This is a genomic window from Cohnella sp. GCM10012308 (genome assembly GCF_042649185.1).
In the GTDB taxonomy this organism is placed as follows: domain Bacteria; phylum Bacillota; class Bacilli; order Paenibacillales; family Paenibacillaceae; genus Cohnella.
In genome coordinates this window covers 101,284-120,485 of record NZ_JBHRYU010000014.1, presented here as the reverse complement: position 1 = coordinate 120,485, position 19,202 = coordinate 101,284, and the positions used below count along the sequence as shown (strand labels likewise).

General features: G+C 45.3%; 20 protein-coding genes. 8 read left to right on the top strand and 12 right to left on the bottom strand.

Translation table 11 applies throughout. From position 1 onward, the window contains the following. Window position 1: 1 nt before the first annotated feature. The 11 genes from ACFOTD_RS16825 to ACFOTD_RS16775 form a co-directional block, all read right to left on the bottom strand. On the bottom strand, window positions 2-1,129 hold the full coding sequence (locus tag ACFOTD_RS16825) for a cysteine desulfurase family protein (protein WP_378120733.1): 1,128 nt from the start codon (window positions 1,127-1,129) through the stop codon (window positions 2-4). 16 nt (window positions 1,130-1,145) lie between these two features. Then, the gene (gene dndE / locus ACFOTD_RS16820; protein WP_378120731.1) at window positions 1,146-1,514 is read right to left on the bottom strand and encodes a DNA sulfur modification protein DndE; all 369 of its coding nucleotides are present in this window, start codon (window positions 1,512-1,514) and stop codon (window positions 1,146-1,148) included. Then, complete coding sequence (dndD, locus tag ACFOTD_RS16815) at window positions 1,498-3,504, bottom strand: DNA sulfur modification protein DndD (RefSeq protein WP_378120729.1); 2,007 nt, start codon at window positions 3,502-3,504, stop codon at window positions 1,498-1,500. Before dndD ends, dndE begins: the two co-directional genes overlap by 17 nt. Then, window positions 3,501-4,880 (bottom strand): DNA phosphorothioation system sulfurtransferase DndC, encoded by a 1,380-nt coding sequence (gene dndC / locus ACFOTD_RS16810; protein WP_378120727.1) that lies wholly within the window; start codon window positions 4,878-4,880, stop codon window positions 3,501-3,503. Before dndC ends, dndD begins: the two co-directional genes overlap by 4 nt. Then, the gene (gene dndB / locus ACFOTD_RS16805; RefSeq protein ID WP_378120725.1) at window positions 4,880-5,980 is read right to left on the bottom strand and encodes a DNA sulfur modification protein DndB; all 1,101 of its coding nucleotides are present in this window, start codon (window positions 5,978-5,980) and stop codon (window positions 4,880-4,882) included. The genes dndC and dndB overlap by 1 nt, the downstream gene beginning before the upstream one ends. A gap of 1,070 nt (window positions 5,981-7,050) precedes the next feature. After that, window positions 7,051-7,827: a hypothetical protein gene (locus tag ACFOTD_RS16800; protein ID WP_378120723.1), complete on the bottom strand. Its 777-nt coding sequence runs from the start codon at window positions 7,825-7,827 to the stop codon at window positions 7,051-7,053. Further along, complete coding sequence (locus ACFOTD_RS16795; protein ID WP_378120721.1) at window positions 7,808-8,356, bottom strand: RNA polymerase sigma factor; 549 nt, start codon at window positions 8,354-8,356, stop codon at window positions 7,808-7,810. The genes ACFOTD_RS16800 and ACFOTD_RS16795 overlap by 20 nt, the downstream gene beginning before the upstream one ends. A 113-nt stretch (window positions 8,357-8,469) precedes the next feature. Further along, window positions 8,470-9,507, bottom strand: a complete 1,038-nt coding sequence (locus ACFOTD_RS16790) for a hypothetical protein (protein ID WP_378120719.1) — start codon at window positions 9,505-9,507, stop codon at window positions 8,470-8,472. A 35-nt stretch (window positions 9,508-9,542) separates the two neighbouring features. Beyond that, entirely contained in the window at window positions 9,543-9,803 is a 261-nt protein-coding gene (locus ACFOTD_RS16785; RefSeq protein WP_378120816.1) for an immunity protein Imm33 domain-containing protein, read from the bottom strand. Between the two features lie 278 nt (window positions 9,804-10,081). Beyond that, the gene (locus tag ACFOTD_RS16780) at window positions 10,082-10,360 is read right to left on the bottom strand and encodes a TetR-like C-terminal domain-containing protein (RefSeq protein WP_378120717.1); all 279 of its coding nucleotides are present in this window, start codon (window positions 10,358-10,360) and stop codon (window positions 10,082-10,084) included. Window positions 10,361-10,438: 78 nt separating this feature from the next. Beyond that, entirely contained in the window at window positions 10,439-10,615 is a 177-nt protein-coding gene (locus ACFOTD_RS16775) for a hypothetical protein (RefSeq protein WP_378120715.1), read from the bottom strand. Between the two features lie 116 nt (window positions 10,616-10,731). Here ACFOTD_RS16775 and ACFOTD_RS16770 point away from each other — a divergent pair, with 116 nt between their 5' ends. The 7 genes from ACFOTD_RS16770 to ACFOTD_RS16740 all read left to right on the top strand — a co-directional run bounded on the left by ACFOTD_RS16770 (window position 10,732) and on the right by ACFOTD_RS16740 (window position 16,567). Beyond that, complete coding sequence (locus tag ACFOTD_RS16770; RefSeq protein ID WP_378120713.1) at window positions 10,732-11,775, top strand: SDR family oxidoreductase; 1,044 nt, start codon at window positions 10,732-10,734, stop codon at window positions 11,773-11,775. Between the two features lie 153 nt (window positions 11,776-11,928). Then, window positions 11,929-12,912, top strand: coding sequence for a DUF4303 domain-containing protein (locus ACFOTD_RS16765; RefSeq protein ID WP_378120711.1), 984 nt, complete (start codon window positions 11,929-11,931; stop codon window positions 12,910-12,912). Window positions 12,913-12,986: 74 nt separating this feature from the next. Beyond that, complete coding sequence (locus ACFOTD_RS16760; protein WP_378120709.1) at window positions 12,987-13,406, top strand: Imm70 family immunity protein; 420 nt, start codon at window positions 12,987-12,989, stop codon at window positions 13,404-13,406. Window positions 13,407-14,046: 640 nt separating this feature from the next. Then, window positions 14,047-14,823: a sigma-70 family RNA polymerase sigma factor gene (locus tag ACFOTD_RS16755; protein WP_378120707.1), complete on the top strand. Its 777-nt coding sequence runs from the start codon at window positions 14,047-14,049 to the stop codon at window positions 14,821-14,823. A 121-nt stretch (window positions 14,824-14,944) separates the two neighbouring features. Then, window positions 14,945-15,301, top strand: a complete 357-nt coding sequence (locus tag ACFOTD_RS16750; RefSeq protein WP_378120705.1) for a hypothetical protein — start codon at window positions 14,945-14,947, stop codon at window positions 15,299-15,301. Between the two features lie 63 nt (window positions 15,302-15,364). Continuing rightward, window positions 15,365-15,715, top strand: coding sequence for a hypothetical protein (locus ACFOTD_RS16745; RefSeq protein WP_378120703.1), 351 nt, complete (start codon window positions 15,365-15,367; stop codon window positions 15,713-15,715). A 288-nt stretch (window positions 15,716-16,003) separates the two neighbouring features. Next, complete coding sequence (locus ACFOTD_RS16740) at window positions 16,004-16,567, top strand: dihydrofolate reductase family protein (RefSeq protein ID WP_378120701.1); 564 nt, start codon at window positions 16,004-16,006, stop codon at window positions 16,565-16,567. Between the two features lie 79 nt (window positions 16,568-16,646). On the opposite strand, the gene ACFOTD_RS16735 is transcribed toward ACFOTD_RS16740, so the two are convergent. Further along, window positions 16,647-17,372, bottom strand: a complete 726-nt coding sequence (locus tag ACFOTD_RS16735; RefSeq protein ID WP_378120700.1) for a VCBS repeat-containing protein — start codon at window positions 17,370-17,372, stop codon at window positions 16,647-16,649. 276 nt (window positions 17,373-17,648) lie between these two features. Between ACFOTD_RS16735 and ACFOTD_RS16730 the strand changes: the two genes are divergently transcribed. Further along, window positions 17,649-19,151: an alpha/beta hydrolase family protein gene (locus ACFOTD_RS16730; RefSeq protein WP_378120698.1), complete on the top strand. Its 1,503-nt coding sequence runs from the start codon at window positions 17,649-17,651 to the stop codon at window positions 19,149-19,151. Window positions 19,152-19,202: the final 51 nt, after the last annotated feature.

The window sequence follows — 19,202 nt, the reverse complement described above, 5'->3', positions numbered from 1 at the left end:
ATTATTTGGAGGATAATATCTGACAAAGTTGATCAATCTCTGCTTTCGTATTGGATTTTGAGAGCGAGATCCGTACTGATTGTCTGACTTCATTTACACTTAAACCCATGCTCTGCAGTACATGCGACGGCTTACTTGAACTGCAGGCGGAGCCCGTAGATAAAGCAAATTGATCCGATAACTTTTTAATTAACATTTCATTGTTTGCACCGCGAAATTGGACGTTAACTATTCCTGGAATTTTCTCTCGCGTATCGCCGTTAAACTTAACTACTTTCGGCAATACCACCATTAACTGCTCACGTAAATACGCCTCAAGTTCCATCAGCGTTTGCTGTGTTTGTTCCTGTTCGAGCAGCACAATTTCGGCTGCTTTTCCAAAACCAACAATGTTATGGACAGATAGTGTGCCGCTTCTATAATTCGATTCCTGCCCTCCCCCATGCAGAAGGGGAGAAATCTTCGTTTTAATTCCGAGATCGTCTTTACGAATAATTGCCGCACCAATCCCTTTGGGTCCGTGGAACTTGTGAGCAGAAAGTGATAAAAACCGAATCGATCGATCCAGCATTCTCGTGTCTAACTTCCCCACCACTTGCGTTGCATCTGTATGAAAAAAGATGCCCCTCTCTACGCACTTCTTTGCTAAAGAGCCAACGTCATTTAAGGCTCCCGTTTCATTATTACCCCACAACATGCTTATAAGCGTTGGCTGCTGCTCGAGGGCTGCCGTAAAAGTATCACCTTGCACAGCCCCGTTTGCGTCAACCTCCATATAGTTAACCGTAGCTCCTCGTTGCTCTAGATAAGCCGCAACTTCAAGCACCGAAGAATGTTCTGCTTTGCTTACTGCAAGCGATGGATTAACGCCTCCGTATGTCTCAAGAATGCCTTTTAGAATCATATTGTTACTTTCGGTAGATCCTGAAGTGAATACCACTTCATCCAAATCGCAATTAAAAAGCTTGGCTACGTTTCCTCGCGCTTCTTCCACAGCGTCCTTAGCATGAGTCGCTAACGAGTAATATTTACTTGATGGATTACCATACTCTTCGTACAAAAATGGAAGCATAGCTTCAACTACACGGGGATCAATCTTGGTGGTGGCGCTATTATCGAAATAGATCATCGCGTTTCCCCCTTCGCTACTTCGTTAGTAGATTGACGATCATCTTTTCCTGATTTCCGGCATAATCATACTCATTTTCGAGCATGAATATCCCTCGCTCCAAGTGTGCGTTAAACAAATCCGGAAAATATTCTTCATCACTGATATCACGCGCCATGTGCTGTGCAATGAGGGCTTTAAAGACATAATCATAAATGCCAGTAACGGTATTACGATTAAATTCCAATCCAGATGTATCCTTGACAAAGGCAATGGCCGGCTCTGGATTCCGAAGCGAGAGCACAACAGCGTAGCGACACAAAATGTTGGGAGTCAACCTGATTTTGTCTTGGAGCTCTTTGAGCTTGTCGCCCGTTTTCTTTGAGGTTTTAAGTCTGAAGTTCATGCGACAGCTCCTTCTTCATTGACATATCAAAATAATCAGTGTTCCATTTGACCGTGTTCCTCTCGGCATCATAGTCAATGGTGTACGTTTTTGCTAAACTCGGCTCAATCAGTGCAAAGTTTTCTTCGTTAATCTCCGAATCCGTAGATAGAATAATAACCTGCTCTCCACATCGAGGAATAAAACTTTCAATTATACTCTTTTTGTGGGTCTGATCAAGTCGCCCAAGTAACGTATCAAAAACAAAAGGTAACCGACGATTTGAACACATCGCCATCGCCCAAACCGTAGATAAGAGCAAGATCTGCTTCTCTCCAGCAGACAAGCTCTCAATGTTGATTTCATCGCGAGTGCTGTTAAAAATGTGTAATTGGAACGTTTTGGGATCAATCTTTACCCTCGTAACAAACATTTCCTTTCGGAAAATGGCTTGGAGCATCTGTGCTGTTTGTCGTTCAACTTGTTGTAGCTTTTTATGAATTTGTTCTGCCCGAAAAATCCGACTTACGTCCAATACACGAGTTGTAATTTCAAAGATATTGCCTGCTTTTTTAGTTTGAATTACTTTTTCTTTTTGAAATTCATATACTTTAATTTTTTCGTCTAACTGTACGTGAATAAGTGCGACCATTTCTTCAAGTTGCTTTTGCTTTAAAGCCAAAACTCTTAGTTCGTCTTCTGCGTTTCGAATGTTGTCAATAAGTCCTTTAAGCTCGCTAGAAGAATCGTTTTTATCAATTAGCTTTCTAACCGTTTGTACTTGCTTCAGCAACTCCGCATTCGTCTTGAAATCCTGCAGCATTATCTCTGGATTAAAGGCATTGATTTGACGAAGCATTGCCTCTATTTCTGCACGTTGCAAGCTCGAAGCGTTATGCAATGATTGTTCTTGGTAATTCGAAATTAACGACAAGAAGTCCGTAAATATGTTTGCTGCTGATTGGAAACTTACCGTTTTATCACCGAGATAATTCGTTAGAAGAGCTTGTACATCTGAAACGTTCACTAGCTCGGATACCGCATTTCTAACTTCATATTTGGACTCAAGCTTCATTTGTTCTGCTGTAGCCGCAACCAAATCCTTTACGAGGAAGAAGGGCAACAGTGTTTGAATGATTTCACGATTTCGTTCCATCACTACGAACCGCTGTTGTTCAATTTCATTAATTTCATTAAGAAGTGCATCGCGCTTTTCCTTAACTAATCCGCCATGCACATCAAAAATACGTTGATGTTCGGCAAGTAACGCCTTAGTATCTTCACCTTTTAATTCGATCTCGTTGAGCTCACGCAGATATTGCTCTAACCGGGATTGGACTTCATTTTTCTCATGTTCAAGATCCATTAATTTCCTTTCCTCATCGGTCAGCGTCCCCATGACGTCATCTTGCTTTAGATAGCTTGTAAGGTCGTCTTCGAGGCTCTCGAACAAATCTAAGTTAAACATCACTTTTGCAGTTTGACTCAAATAATCCGACAAGGTTTCTTTAGAAACAATCTGAGAAATCTTTTCACCATCAAACAAACAAAACTCGAGCAATTGAGGTGGGGTTTCCTCACGTAGCTTTGAAAAAAAGATGTCCTTGTCGGAGTCACTTAAATTATCTCCATTACGTTTAACAAAGAGGGACTCCTTTAAGGAATTTTTCGATTTTGTCCAACTTCGGTTTATGGTGTATTCGTTCTTTTTCCAATCCTCCACAATTTCAACTTCTAATAAAATACTGTATTGGCGTAGATTTGATTTAAGGGCATACGTATTTAATTTTGCTTGAATTTTGTCATAGTAAGCTGGCGATTCATTTTTCAGCCCGAAAGCAAATGTACCATACAGAGCCAGCCGAATTGCTTCAAGTATCGTCGTTTTACCGGATCCGTTTTTACCACCAAATAAAACGACATTTTTTGACTTGCCGGAAGTACGAAGATCAAAATCATACCTTCCCCAGAAGGCACCTACATTCTCTAGAAACAAACGGTTAATTTTCATTCTTTGTATCCTTCTACCTTCCCGTAGTGGAGCCAATCCTGTTTCAAAATTTTATCGAATTCTTGAAACAATCCTCGACGCACCCTATATCCACTATAGTTTTTTTCAACATTGACAAGTTTTTTCATCAATTGCATGTTTACCCCATGCTTTTCGCAAAGAAATTCCAGTGCTGTAATTTGATCGTCATCAAATAAGGAGCGTTCATTATAGTCCCAGTCTAAATCAGTCCCCATGACCTCCCGATAAATTCGTGGTAGACTGTCTGTCCAATCCCCTTCATCAATCCAAAGTTTTCGTATGTGTTTAAGCTCTTCCACGCTAATGAGCTCATATGTTGGATCGTACGGGTTTATCACTTCCTGTTGAGTCTCCAACAGCTTGCGCAGAATTTCCTTTCGAGCCTCAAGCGTGAAAGGACCAAGTCCAAGCTCCCGCTCTTCGCCTTGTCCCACGAAATATATGCTTCCATTCATCCGGCGTTTTTCGCGCATATCTCGATTGTCACGGATCTCAGAAAGCCATTTTCGGTACACAGCGAGTGGGCGAAGCCAATCTTCGCCAGATTCAATAAAACCGTTTAACGCTTTATCTTCAGTAACCACCGTACACGTCCAGCAACCAAAACGACTGTTACCGCATGAACCAGCCGTTTCTTTAATATCTTTATCGACAATAAGCGGGCACTCACCTCCGCTTGAGTTTTGATATAGGGCGTGAAGTTCAAAGTTATCATTTCCCCATGGCGACTCTTCATTTAAAAGGTAGTTCCAGACGTCATCAAGGTCAAAATGACGAATGGGCGCATATACATATGCGTTCGAAAGCGTGGAGTGCCGCATAAGCACCTTACCGTCGATTGTATGATTTTCCATGACCTGAGCACGTGTGGCGCTTTCCGAGTCTCGTACCCCTAACACCATTATTACTTCGCCAAACTGATCAACTTTGTCTTTAATAAACTTGTTTGCCGGATCAATCTTCATCCGATCTGTACACCAGCGGAATTTTTGACGCGGTGACGGATATCCCTTTCCTATGATAGAAGACCAGAAACTCTTCTCGACTTCAGGACGGACTTTATGCGTTTCAATCGGCAGCTCTAGCTCAAGCGCTTTTGATTGTATTCGCATAAGAGTTTTATTTATGGAAGCAATAATTAGCGGGGTTTCAACCAATGTATCCGAGGAAATAATGTAGATCTTTTTGTGCCGTCTCTCCTCTGGAAGATTATAAATCGCTTGAAAAATAAGCTGTACAAGTACTGTGGAGTCTTTTCCACCACTGTATCCAACTACCCAGGGTAGGGAATCCATAAGATAAACATTTTGAACTTGTTCCATAGTACTTTCTATCATTTTAGTATCATAAAACATTATGATTCGCCCACTTTCAGTTTGTTTTCCAACTGCTGTTCCATTTTGTTTAGCGGAAGACCTAATTTATGCTTTATCAAGTTTGAAGTAAGCTGAATCGCCTCTGGGCTTTTGCTAATTCTTCCAATATGACCGTACGCCCGACCTAGCCATTCCGTATTTGTTCGGCTCCAGTCGATTCCACTAAGTCGCTCAATATATCGGTCCCAGTCTTTACTATGTTCCGTCATCAAGTAGTTGCCTACAAGACCAACCGCTTCAAGAAATGTCCCGTGTGCATTAATGTAATTAGCACGGAACTCTGTGGGCGACAGCTTCTTTTCAAGCACTTGGTTCCATTCGAGGATAGAAACACACAGCTTGTCCCAAAACTGAAGAAGAAAGGCGCTCTCTTCATCTGTGACGCTGTTGCCTTTTCGCTTATTTATAATTTTACTATTAGTATTATATAAGTTGCTCAATACAAAAAGCTTAGGTGACAATTTGGAGAGTGACTGCTTCTCCTTATCAGTATATCGTTCAAGAAGTTTTATCTGGCGGACAATCTCTTTCGTAACAGTCGCCAGTGGATCTCGATGTTCATAAAGTATTCCGAGAGAAGACGTTGTATTAATGGCATGACGATTAAGATCGGCAAAAATTTGCTGACTTTTCCTGAGCCCATCATCTTTGAAGAAAACAACAGAGATGTTTTCATGTCCGAGCTCCGGAGTAATTTTGAGTGCTTCTTCGATAGCTGCTCGTCTGTGCTGACCGTCATTGATCAGAAATCTGGCTTCTAATGAAATAAAAAGTCGCCCTAAATTTCGAAAATCAGGGTCGTCTGTATATGGTTTAAATTGCATTTGTCCATCAACAGAAGCCGTCAACGAACTGAACACATAGTCCGTCGGATTATTCAATATGTAGCTCGATATCTCAGGTATCCGCGAACGATTCAACGTACGTTGAGCCCGAAATTCCGGCGGAATTTCTTCTTCATCGAACAGAAAGATTTTAGGAATGAGCTTCAGTGGACACATCACAACGAAAAACTCACCCGATGCTTGAATGCCGCGCAAGGCTGGGAAGCTATAACTAAAGGTTGCATCCAACTGCATCTTCACCTCATTTACGTACGTATTTTACAATTACTATGTTAAGTGAAGTGTGAAACCTGGTCAATAGAGATTGGAGGAGTTGAGTTGCTGCTGCAAAACAACAAAAAACTTCGCTTTTCACATGCGATGGAGCCGCAACATCCCCATGAGTAAGCAAAGCGTGAAACTCGAAATGTCAAAAAGCCCTTTTCAATATCGTGCTTGGATTTTTCTTGTACTTCCGCGCACTGGAGTACTCCCCGGCCTCGTTGATCGCTAGCCTCACCTTCTTCACTCCGTTGTCACGCTTGTCTTTATCGTCATGATACTGGGCGAAAAGCTGACGGTTACGGACTATCTGGCGGCATTGCTGATCATCTTAAGCGTCCCGATCCAGAAGGCGGGCAATTGATCCATAAAAGACGAGCGGCAATCTTCTCCTCTTGCTCGTCAATGCCATTACCATTCTTTCCGCCGCATTCGCCATGCAGAAGGAGCATCCGTTCTTTTGAAACTGAAGGTAATCATCGCGGCTGACTTGGTCAGATGGACCGTGCTGCTTAGCGGAATTCTGTGTAAGATGAGGATCGCAAGATCCATCTGCAACTTTTTCCAGGGAAACCGTCAAATATCATAAATTCGAACTAAAGGGGTTGCTAAAAACCATGGGAGGGCGAGGGCTCAGGTCAAAAAGATCGAAGAAAATCGTGCTTACTCTCGTGGTGATCTTATTCGTCTACTTTTTATTTCTTCCCTCCATGACGCCTGAGCTAGCTGTACGAAAGCAACTGTTTATTTCCTTCCACCCCATTAAAGCAGTAACGTCTGAAGTGCGGCAAGGCAGCATAAAAAACGACCCGAAATATGGAACGCTCTATGAAGTAGCGGATCAAGCTATAACGGAACCATTCATCTATGTTAAAAATTCATGGTTAGGTTGGCGCGTGACCTCTGTTGGCTCAGGACCGTAAAGCGATCGCGACATCATGAAAAAGCTCCGCCGTCTCATAGGGACTGCGGAGCTTCTCCTCATTGTAGCTCGGTTGAATTACCACTAGTTTAATGCACTTGCATGGTTCTTTTCCCTGCTTCTACTCTCCATCAAGCTCAATCTGCTCCAATATCTCCATACATTCCTCTACAGTCCCTTCATTGGTCATGACCGTGAATATATGCTTGTCCGTTATTAAATGAGCAACTCTTCTTCCTTTGCCGTCTACGTAGATGACTGCATGTCCTTGAATCTCGGTTTGTTCCTTCTTTTCAGTTCCATAGGCATTGCTTGTCAAAAACCATTGAAGCGTCTCCTCTTCAGGGACCGGCTCAGCGGCCTGTATAAATAAAAACTCTACGCCATCCGATGTACGATAAGTAGTTCTGAGCGTGAATCCTCTTTCCGTTTTCTCAGCCGATATAGCCGATCCTTCTAAGTAAGAGGTTGCGTCTTCTTCGGATGCATGTGAGAGCTGAACCGACTTGGGCACGAAATTCTCGTCAACTGGCACCTCCGATAAATCGATGTGACCGAGCGGCAGATCACTAGTGATGTCCGTTGACTCCGGCACGGCAGGCTCTTGTTCCGGCAAGTCCTCCAAGCCTCCAGCTTGTGCTTGTCCGCCTTGTTTCACAATTGGGTCCGGTTGGTGCTCAATCCCCACCGATCGATGCGTAACGAACAGCACCGTCAATACGACGAGCAATGACGCCAGACTTACATGAACCAACCAGGAACGGATCGGCTTTGACGCTGTAGCTTCGGCATTTTGAGAACGCAGCACTATTTTTTGCAGCAACCGATCGTTAAACTTTTTTTGTTTAAAAATATCCGCCTGCAAGTCCTTATACCAATCAGGATCTGAATGGTTCATACGCGTAGTCCTCCCCCAATCGTACATTCATTTTTTTCCGTGCCGCGAATAGTCTCGATCTGACCGCTCCTTCCGAAATATCGAGCAGTTGAGCGATCTCCGGTATGGATAGCTGATATTTGGCGTGCAGGATCAGGATCTCTCTGGATTTAACAGGCAGCTTCAGGACAGCGGTCCAAACCTCATTCGCTGCCTCATGATCCAGGTAAGTCTGTTCTGCGGATCGGCTGCTTTCCTTTAAGCTCACGTTTCCGACAAGAAAAACCTTACGGATAAAAGCGGACTTCCGGTAGTTGTAGCTGATATTGCGCGTTATTTTCAGCAGCCAAGTCTTCATGGACGACTCGTTCCGGAAGGATACGACATGACGGAACACCTGCAGAAACACATCCTGGGTAATGTCCTCCGCCATGCTCTGATTTTTGACAATGGAATAAGCGTAGTTCCAGACCTCTTGACCGTATTCGTGCATCAGCGCTTCAAATGTGATGGGATCTAAATTTGCCATCGTTCGAATGGAGCCTTCCATCAATTCTCACCACCTCGATATATAGACAACTCAAACCAAGTTCTGTTTGCACAAAAAAACCAGCGGCATGCTTGGACCGGAAGTGAAGTCCCAGGATGCGCTGGTACACTCATCTATCGAACATTAAGGTTGGTCAAGTTTTTAAGTAGCGACTGACGCTTTGTATCTTTGTAGAACTGATTGCGATTTCCATCATAATAGAAAATGTTCTCCTGCTCTGCAGACTTCTGTGTCAACCGAATGCGATAGAGTCCCTCAGGCATCAGAAAAGTATCGCATGTAATGTCGTAATTCGTGCCGGCCGCAGACGGCTTGAACCCAAACCGCTTGGCAAATAGCCCCCTGACCTGCTGGAGATCCCACTCTAAATTCTCGCCCGTTTCCCCATAGAACACGGCCGCTCCATTCTCTACTTTAGCGTACCACCTTGCTATGACCGTATCGCTGCTTCTTGGCATCCCAATGACATATTCGTTCCATCCATTCTTGTTCTTTTCCGAGAACGATAAGACGTAATTCAGATACAGATCGTCGGGGTTGCTAGGCGCTGTTGATGAACCTGGCGAACGCCAGTAGAAATATCCCGTCTTCTTGTCTTTTTTAATCCACCGAGCGTTCGTTGCCGCATCAATCAAGTTGTATTCTTTGCGAAGCTGCTCCACATTCTGATCCTGGCCATCATAGGAGAGCCCCGTCAGCTGCCGCTCATGCGCTTTGACCACAATCAGATGATGCGGCGTGCGGATCTCAAAGTCCCAATATCCGTTTGCCTTTACCATGGCTTCTGTCGTCCCGTTCAGATAATCATTGATTACTTCAGCTAGGCTCCAATCATAACGCATATAAAAAACAGGATACGCTTTGGTTGGAAATTCAATTTTCATCAAACCTCTATCCATTAAATAGGGCTTGATCGGGTGATCCCAATGGTCGATATCGGAAATGATCACCGGGGAGGATGCGCTTTTCTTTGGCTCTTGTGGGGCAGTCGGCGACGGTAGATTCGTGTGTTGGGCTGAATGAGCAGCGCTGCTTGCCGTGTTTAATCCATTAATTTGCGATGAATGAGATGGATCTAATCCACCACAGCCAGTGATCACTTGCAGAATAAGGACTAAAAAGATGCCATATGCGATCAATGAACGCTTCATGCGGCCCCTCACCTGTTATCAAATTAAACGCAAACTTACAGTCCGTCCCAATCGTTTATTTGGGTCCAGGGACGGTTAATATCCTCTCGTTCGAAGGCAGTTCCGAACTCACCTCTAAGCGGCGTTATCAGGCTAGGATCCTTATCGAGTAATGCGTATACGTTTACGATGCTAATGTTTGAAGCATGGCTGTTATATTCATCGTTCTCGGTGCCTTCGAACAACCTCCATCCGCTGTCCTCCTCCCGATCTGGCTTTTCACGATAGAGCCAGCGGACACTGCCGCCTTCTTCCATGCACTTATTAGAGACTAGAGCCATTTGTTTCTTTCCGCACGAGGCTCATCCTCTTCCGGATGCTCGAGTACAAAGTGCAATCTGACCATATCGCCTTTCTTTTGCTTTTGCCGCTCTTTAAGACTTGGGATAAAAAATGTATTCGGATTGCATAGACTCGTTTGCTCGACGTCCTCTAAGCTCCATTCCAAATGAATATCCCCTTTCATCCAGGCAATTAGAAAACCGCTCCGCTTCACGCGTTGGCGTTGACGCAATCAATTCCTTCTAATTTGTTCTTATTTATGAAAAAGCCGAATGAGCGCTTTGATCTCTTCTATGCTTTCTTTTTGACCGTTTTTGATCCACATCAGCCAAACTTCAAATACGCCGGCGCTCATAAAGTCGATCCAATAGCTTCGCTTCGCCCCCGTCCAGTCGGGAAAGGGAATGATCTCATCGTACAGCTGCGTAACATGAGATTTGAAGATCTGATAGAGCAGTTCTGTGTAATCCCCTTCAATGGCCATTTGAAAATCCTTGGACAGCGCATTAAAAAAGCGGGTCAAATCCTCCATTTTCTCTTCGTGGCTCTTTTGAAGGGCAACTTTATTGAATATATCCGCAAATTTAGGTTCGTAGTACGCCCTCAATACTTATTCAAGACTATCGTAATTACGATAGAAGGCCATGCGGCTGACGCCAGCTTTTTTAACGACCTCCGATACGGATAATTTCGGTAACCGCTTGATCTGTAAAAGCTCCAGCAACGCAATGGCGATCCATTCTTTGGTGTCTTTTTTGATGCTCCGGGCGTGATCCGTAGCTGCCATTACACTTCCTCCATTCTGTCACAGATGCCTGTTAATCGCTTGTTTTCGATCAGGTTCGGCCTTAAACTAATCAAAACACGTTACACCTGTAACGTCAATAGAAAGGAAGGTTGACGATGCCGCAAGATAACAATCCTTTGGTGCTCGTGACCGGAGGCTCCGGATTTATCGCCGTTCATATCATGTTGAAGCTGCTTGAGCAAGGGTATCGTGTGCGAGCAACGCTTCGTACCATGAGCAGACAAGATGAAGTGAAAGCCATGTTAATGTCAGGCGGCGTAACCCATTTCGAAGGCTTGACCTTTATCCAAGCAGATCTATCTTCTGATCGCAACTGGGACGAGGCTGTTCAAGGGGCGGATTATGTCATCCATGTCGCTTCTCCGACGCCCAATAAAGTGTATAAAGATGAAAATGAAATGATTCAACCGGCGCGCGAGGGCGTATTACGTGTATTGAGAGCAGCACGGGATGCAGGCGTCAAACGCGTTGTTCTCACCTCTGCTTTCGGAGCGATCGGCGTGGGACATCACAATCATAAAGGACCGTATACCGAAGAAGATTGGTCCAATACGGACGCCAACCTTCATCCTTATCAGAAATCGAAAACCATCGCTGAAAAAGCGGCTTGGGCATTTATCCGCGAAGAAGGCCATGGATTAGAGCTTGCGACTGTCAATCCGGTTGGGGTGATGGGGCCGATCCTGGGTAACGATTACTCTCATTCAAATGATTCTGTTCGCCAAATGATCGAAGGCAAACTCAAGGCTGTCCCTAAAATTTATTCCGATTATGTGGACGTCCGAGACGTTGCCGATTTGCATATCCTGGCCATGCTGCGTCCCGAAGCAAACGGAGAACGATTTATCGCTTCCAGTGCGGAAAATCGATCGATGTTAGAGGTTGCACATATACTGAGGAAGCACTTAGGGGAAGACGCTAATCAGGTGCCGCGCAAGGAACTTCCGAATATCGTCGTGCGTATCTTGGCGATTTTTAATCCAAAACTAAAAATGATCGCTTCTCTCCTGGGACAAGACATGTCGACTAGCAATCAGAAAGCCAAGCGACTGCTTGGATGGACGCCGCGTTCGGCTGAAGAAGCCATCGCAGCAACCGGCAAGAGCATGGTCAAAATCATTAAAGGGCAAATGAAGTAGTAAAGACAGTCGCTCATTTCACATCAACATTTAATGAAACGAGTTAAAAAGCTTGCCGGACGATTGAGTCTGTTCAAACCTTTCCCGCTCACTCTTCATCTATTCAGATAGACTTCCGATAAAGGAAATATCTGGGCAATAAGGAGTTAAAACATGCCAAAATCAATCGACTTTGAAAAGCTAAAAAGATTATTAATCCAGCACGGAGAAAATACAATACGAGCCTTTGCGAAAACGCCGCAAAATAAAGAATTATACGCATTTGTTATAGATTCGCAAGCATTTTACGGCGTCATTAGCTTTAGGTGGAATACTAGTGAAGGGTTTGCGTATACACGCGCGCTTGACTGTTATAAACATTACCCTGACTATAGGCTTTTTGGGCATCGTGGACTTAAATATAGCGTTGGCGATTTTCGTTTTGAGGACAAGCGTAATAAAAAGCTTGAAAAATGGGGTATGCAGTACGCAGAGATATTAGAAGATCTTTGGGATGAGGAAGAGGAGGAAAAGGCCGATCAAGTCACAGATGCATTCATGGCAACCTTGATCGAAGTGATAAAGGAGTTGGAGCCTTCCCTCAGGCAACTTAACCTCACTGACGACTTTATCGCCTACGTAGTCGAACACGATGCGAGCGATATGACGTACCTCCCTGAGACGGTTTCCCCATCGCAGCTGGACAAAGCGTTTCCTGAGCTAAAAGCATATGAGACGTATAAGACCCGCCTGCAATCTTTACGGCCAGATGAGCAAGTGGCCTTTTGGTGCCAAACCCTTGCAGATTTTGAAGATGAGATAGAAAGCGAGGCTGTGATACAACTGCGGACCCTTTCACGTTATTCGTTCGATGCGAAGGACGAACTGGTGAAGCTGGGGGAGATTTCAGTACCGCTCCTCATTACATATCTAGAAAAGACAGTTGAAGAACTATTTGCACTAAAAGAGAACGTGAACTTAATGAAGGCATGGACGTTCCAAAGCACGATTATCAACATAGCTAAAGCAGGGGAAAACGAGATCAGCCGTCTGCAGGCACTTTATTCGCGCCAAAAGCAGGAACGCCCGGAAGCGCAGGACACGAGAAATACGGGACGAGTGCTTCATGCACTCGACCCGTTACGCTTTCCTGAATGAATAAATTTAATTAGCAGCCGATAGAGAATTAAGTAAAAAATAATCAGAGCTTATGTCATTGGAGGATTATTAAAATGGCTGTAGGACTAATGCTAGGTGGTCATAGTTGGTATCAAATCGGTTCAGGAGATTTCCTTCATTGCTTCTTCTCAACGGTCTGCTACCGCCTTGAAGCGAACAGTTGGGGAAGCAAATATCCTCTATTTATGAATAAGCTGTATCACGAAGCTTTGGAGAAAGAGGATAACGAAAAACTGCTTGAAGAAGTTAAAAGCATTCATAAAGCGTTTGAAGATTTTAGTCCGGACAATGTGGTTTGGGATGTAGAGGATCTATCGAAGCAACCGCCTTGGGGAACCAATATAGATCCATCCATTACGAGCCTAGCCAATTACTTTGTGACCAGCAACGGAGTAGACCTCTTCTTTTTATTCTATAGCGCGTTAAATTCAGCCATTCAGGATGATTATGACGTTAAAATAATTAGTCTTTAGTACGTCTGTTGATTATCAAAAAAATGGTAGCAAAAAGACCGCTCATTCTATAAGTGTTTGTACCCCTACAAACCCTACGGAAGGTGAGACGGTCTTATGAACCATTGTACAATGTTTGTCTCTAATCTTTAATCTCTTGTTCCTAACGAGGAGATTCAACATCTCGGACATACTCTGGATATGATTTCAACAGACGCCTGTTTACACAAATGGATTTCGTACGCCCAACTTGAATAAAAGACATGATTTTATCGGTATTCAATTATCTATGGCGTCTCCAATCACGACCAGATTCTCATTTATTCGATTCTCATACGTTTAACTACATATCCGTCGTTTTCAAGTGCACTCTTGTATAGCTGAGTATCTACTTTATGAAAAGAAGTCCATCCGGATGCTTCTAGCAACTCCCTCGTATTTCTTTTAAACTCCACCATGGTCACCTCCTTATTAGCATGAGCGATTCAATCTATAGACAACTGAAACTGGATATTGTTTTTACAAAACGTTGCTATCAAATCTTGATCGTCGAATTCACAATGAATATACAATGAATGAGGCAACTATTTTTTGATCTTCTTGAAACCCCACCCACCATCTCGCTCATCTAATATACGTCAATGTGAAAGGGGGGCGATCGGTGGACGCAGCTCAGCAATTCAAGAAGGCGCAAAGAGGCTACATGGCTGCCTTTGAGCACCTGATTCACGCGCACAAGACCGTCATGTATCGGGTAGCTAAAACGATCCTTGCGAGCGATGCGGATTGCGAAGACGCCATTCAGGAAGCCATTATTAAGGCGTTCAAGCACATCGGCACGTTAAGGGAGCCGGCCTACTTCAAACCTTGGCTGCTTCGGATCTTAATCAATGAATGCCATCAGATTCACCGGCGAATGAAGAAGGTCATCGAAATGAATGAATTCATGGAGCCTTACGCCAACGAGAGCGGATATGAAAATGTTGAGCTTAAGCAGTTGCTCGAGACGCTTCCCGAGGAAGATCGCAACCTGCTCAAGCTGTACCACATCGAGGATATCTCGATCAAGGATCTGGCCGAGCTGTATCGGAAGCCCGAGAACACGATTAAAACCTGGCTGCGCCGCGCGGTCACCTTATCGCAAGGGAAAGCAGGCGCACTGACCATTTTGGATGAGAAACGTGAAAATAACCAAATGACGCTCACCTATGAAGTGTCGGGCGCCCGTATCTTTGATCAGGTGCAACACATCTGGCTCGAAGACGGCAAAGGCAACCGATACGACAAGGAAAACGGCACGATTCGCAGGGAAGGCGGCAACAGGTATCAAGTTACTTTTTCAAATATAAGCGATGTCGATGCGCTATACATTTGCACCTATCAGTTAAACGTGCATTATCTGAAGGAGCTTGAGGTTACGGTGGATTTAGCGAAGTGATATTGCGGCAGCCTGTCAGAAGGATCGGCTGCTTTTTTCAATTGAAGTTTTGGGGAGGATTGCGCCATTGTTTCACGAATTTTCATGGATGAGACCATGAACGCGAGAAGGGGACATTGAGGTGGGTATTGAAGCAGTTCTCATTGGAGCCGAACTCTTTTGCGTAACTTTTGTTCGCGATTATGTTCAATTCGGATTTCATTGCAAATCGGAAGATGCAAGCTTAAGTGCTTATACATTACCAAAGGTTACGGTAAAAGGTAAACAGTATGCTTTTGCAGATATCGGCTATCGGGATGCCCTGTGTGGGCTCATTAACCAAACTGTAGAGGCTGTTTCTATAATGGCCGGTATATCGATAAAAATAAAGTTTAAAAATAGTGATGAACTGCTCATTAAACTTACTGATACAGAACATAAAACACTTGTTGAATTTGCTCAGTTTCAATGCGGGGATATCGTTCAAGTATGGAATTAAAATGTAAACGTTATGAGCCTTCAAAAATGTAAAGTAAAGCGAGAAGCATGAAAATAGGTTGAGGTGAAATTTATTTATTACTATATCAGCATCCATTCTGATGACTATACAAGAAAAGTAGAATCCAGCGTTTTGGAACAATTCTTGATTAGCAGCTTGGGTTTCAACAAGACGAGTCACCTACGATTTTGGAAAGAAATCAGTGGAGAACGTATTTATGTCAAAGGCATTTCCGCTGAATTAAATGGTAATTATGCGATCGACACCCAAGATGGGGTCAAAGAAGTCAATTTAATTGAAATTGATTTGCCACGATCTATTGATAACATTCTTGAGCTAGCCATAACAGGGATTGCTGTCCGTATTGCGAAGGAGTTTTCTTGGATCATTGACGAAGATCATGGCTTAGACTAACGAGAATTGAGCTCAGCGGTACGAAACGTGTCCTTTTGCTTCGCTGTATTTTCGATCAGGATGACGCCCAAGTTGTTTCTCGTAATCTTGGATGGCCGTCACCGGGAAGGAGCTTGATGTTGCGATAGATTTAGCTCAATAAGAAAGATAGCTGAGCCTGAACATGAGCAATCCATGAGAAGCCCGGCCTCCTTTGGGATGATAAGATGTTGTTGAATGACGAAGCCTGCCGGGTGCCGCCGGCGGGCCGTTCAACCAACGGTCACGAAAATGGGAGGCGTTATTGAAATGGCTAAACTAATCTATCCCATTAACCTATCCTTGGACGGCTACATGGAGGATGAGCGCGGCGATCTCGATTGGTCGATCTCCGATGACGAGACCTATGCGTTCTGGACCGGCTTCCAGCGGACGATCGGTACCTACCTGTACGGGCGACGGATGTACGAGTCGATGGTGTACTGGGAGACGGCGCACGTCGGCGACGACGAACCGGAGGACAAAGCGCGGGAATTCGCGCAGATCTGGCGGGCGGCCGATAAGATCGTTTATTCCGGGACCCTTCCGGCGGCAACAAGCGCCAAGACGAAGGTTGAACGTGAATTCGATCCCGATGCGATCCGGAGGCTGAAGGCGTCATCGGAAGCCGACATGACGATCGGCGGCCCCGAGCTTGCTGGACAAGCCATGCGCGCGGGACTGATCGACGAGTGCCATCTGCTTCTTAATCCGATCGTCTTAGGCGGAGGCAAGCCAGCATTGCCCGACAACCTCCGCATGCAGCTCGAGCTGCTTAGTGAGCGCCGTTTCCGAAGCGGCGTCATCCATTTCCATTATCGCGTGATCGTTTGACCGCCAGCTCAGCGACAATAAGCTGCCGGCAGATCGGCAGCTTGTTGCGTGAATGGTCACTTAACGGAAGGAAAAAAGATTAGAATAGACTGATCAACTTCGCCCCAAGTATGGCTACGGTCAATCGGGAGGATACCAATTGCGTGCCGTTCCACGTCAGTAGGTTCTCGACATATCCTAACGTATCGGCATTCGTCGTGCCAATAATGCGTTGAAGCGCAAGCAAATCGTATCCCACGCCTCTTTCGTTTGCCACGATCGGATACAGTCCGCCCAGAGCAAGAACCTCGCCCTGGACAGGCTGTTTCAGCTTGCCGTCGTCGTCGTAATACTGCGATAAATAGTCGTAGCCTTTATTGCTGATGTCTATCGTAAATAGTACGTCAAGCTGAGGACTCGATACGCTCACCTTGTAGAAGTCCTCATAATTCACGTTAAACTTGTACGCCTCGTTATATTTTTCAACGTCAAACATCTCGTGAAGAACATGGTTCTTAAAGGAATACAAATAAAAAATGCCGTACCCGCCGCTCCCTCCGGTATCGATGCTTACTAAGATGTCCTTCACGTTGTCCTTAGAAAAATCTCCAAGGAAGAGCCTAGCGTTGTACCCCGCGTTGTTCGGAAGATTGACCGCCGTGCTCCGGTTCGAATGTCCGTCTTGAATGATAAGCGTTATGTGATCTGCGAAGGGACCATCCGATTGATTGCCGTATAAATACACGTTATCGATGATTCCGTCCCGGTTGACGTCTCCTTGCTTCACATCGAGCAGCACAATGCTTCGTAAATGCGCGTGATACATTCGAACATCCCCTATCCGCAGTCGAATCCCCTATGCCTACAAATATGTAGGTCGATACCTAGCGGATTGTGTAGATGCCCAGGATAAATTGAATTTCTGCAGAAGAGCGCGGTTTATGCGCTCTCGGATAATACGACCTGCCGGCGATCGGCAGGTTGTATTATTCCGCGCCTTACAAAACTGCAAGGTAGATGTAAGGCAAATCGATAGCTCAGGCCCGCCCGCTCGGATAAAATTGGAAGGCAACATACCAATTTATTTTAAAGGAGCATCGGAATGCGGCTGTTTGAGCTGTTGCTTTTTTTGTCCGACATCGGCTTGTTCGCGCTAACCGTCTTTTTAAAAAAAGGACGCCGCAGAATGCCTGTATTCGTCGCAAGCGGGATCGCCATGCTGTTGCTGGTCGTTCATGGGACGGTGGAAGGCTACAGGGTTCAGCTGATATTCCCCTACTGCCTGACCATTCTTTTTTTAGCCATTTCAGGTTATCGCTATTTTAGTAAAAGTGGTCCGAAAAAAATCCCGCGATTCGTCACGGGCTTAGCTTACGCCGCTATAGCAATCATGCTGGTCGTGACGGCAGGTCTCCTGTATGCTTTTCCTGTATTTAAACTGCCTGCTCCGACAGGCGAATTTAAGGTAGCCACGCAGACGTTTCATTTCGTGGACACCCATCGGGAAGAGAATTTCGACCCATCCAGAGACGGGAACAGAGAATTGATGGTGCAGGTCTGGTATCCGGCTCAAGCCGGCAACGGCAAGTACGCCCCCTTTATTCCCGACACCCGGATTTTACGTTACATGGCCTCGAATTACGGCCTTCCCGGGTTTACGCTTCAACACCTGAAGTACGTATCCAGTCATGCCTATTCGGGGGCCGAAGTCTCTTCGGCACAAGCTTCCTACCCGCTGATCCTGGCGAATCCCGGCTTCGGCTCCTCCAGGTTCCTCCACACGTCGCAAGCGGAAAATCTCGCGAGTCACGGCTATATCGTGGCGGCGATCGACCACACGTACAATACGTTCGCAACCGAGTTTCCGGACGGCCGGATCACGACCAGCAATACCAACGATTTATTCTCGCCCAACCATGATTATCGGACAGAGAGTGGCAATCGCGACAAGCTGGGAAAAGTGTTGACCGACGATGTGGCGTTTGTGCTGGACCAATTCGAGCTCGTCCAATCGGGGCAGATTCCAAGCCGACTTAAAGGAAAGATGGATCTCGGCCATGTCGGGGTATTCGGTCATTCCATCGGTGGAGCGACGGCCTATGACGCTGCTTACGATCCGCGGATCGCGGTTGGAATCGACTTGGATGGCGCGCTTTATCGGCTACGTGACAGAGAGGGTTTGCAAAAGCCGTTTTTGTTTATCAACTCGCAAAGCGAATTCGACAGATTAAAGAAGGTGATGGATAACCATATTTACACGGATGCTGAGCTTAAACGGATGGGCAACACCAGAGCGTGGATGGATCAAGTAACGGAAGACAAAAAGCTGGAGCTTGAACGGATGCGCGAAACGGTGGCTTCAGGAGGGCAATTCCTCTATATCGACCGTACGGAGCATTTGAATTTTACCGGCGTCCAATACCTCTCTCCGGTATTCAAACTGCTGGGCGTTACGGGAAAGATCGCGCCAGATCGGGCGAACGCCGTTATTAACGCCTATATGCTGGACTTCTTCGATAGATATCTCAAAAATCAAGGCGGGAGCTTGATGAACGGACCGGATAGCCGCTACCCGGAGGTGAAGATTGTAACCTCGTTATTATAAATGCGGATCTTTATCGGACATAAAAAAAAGGGATGAAGCAGGCGCACCTCC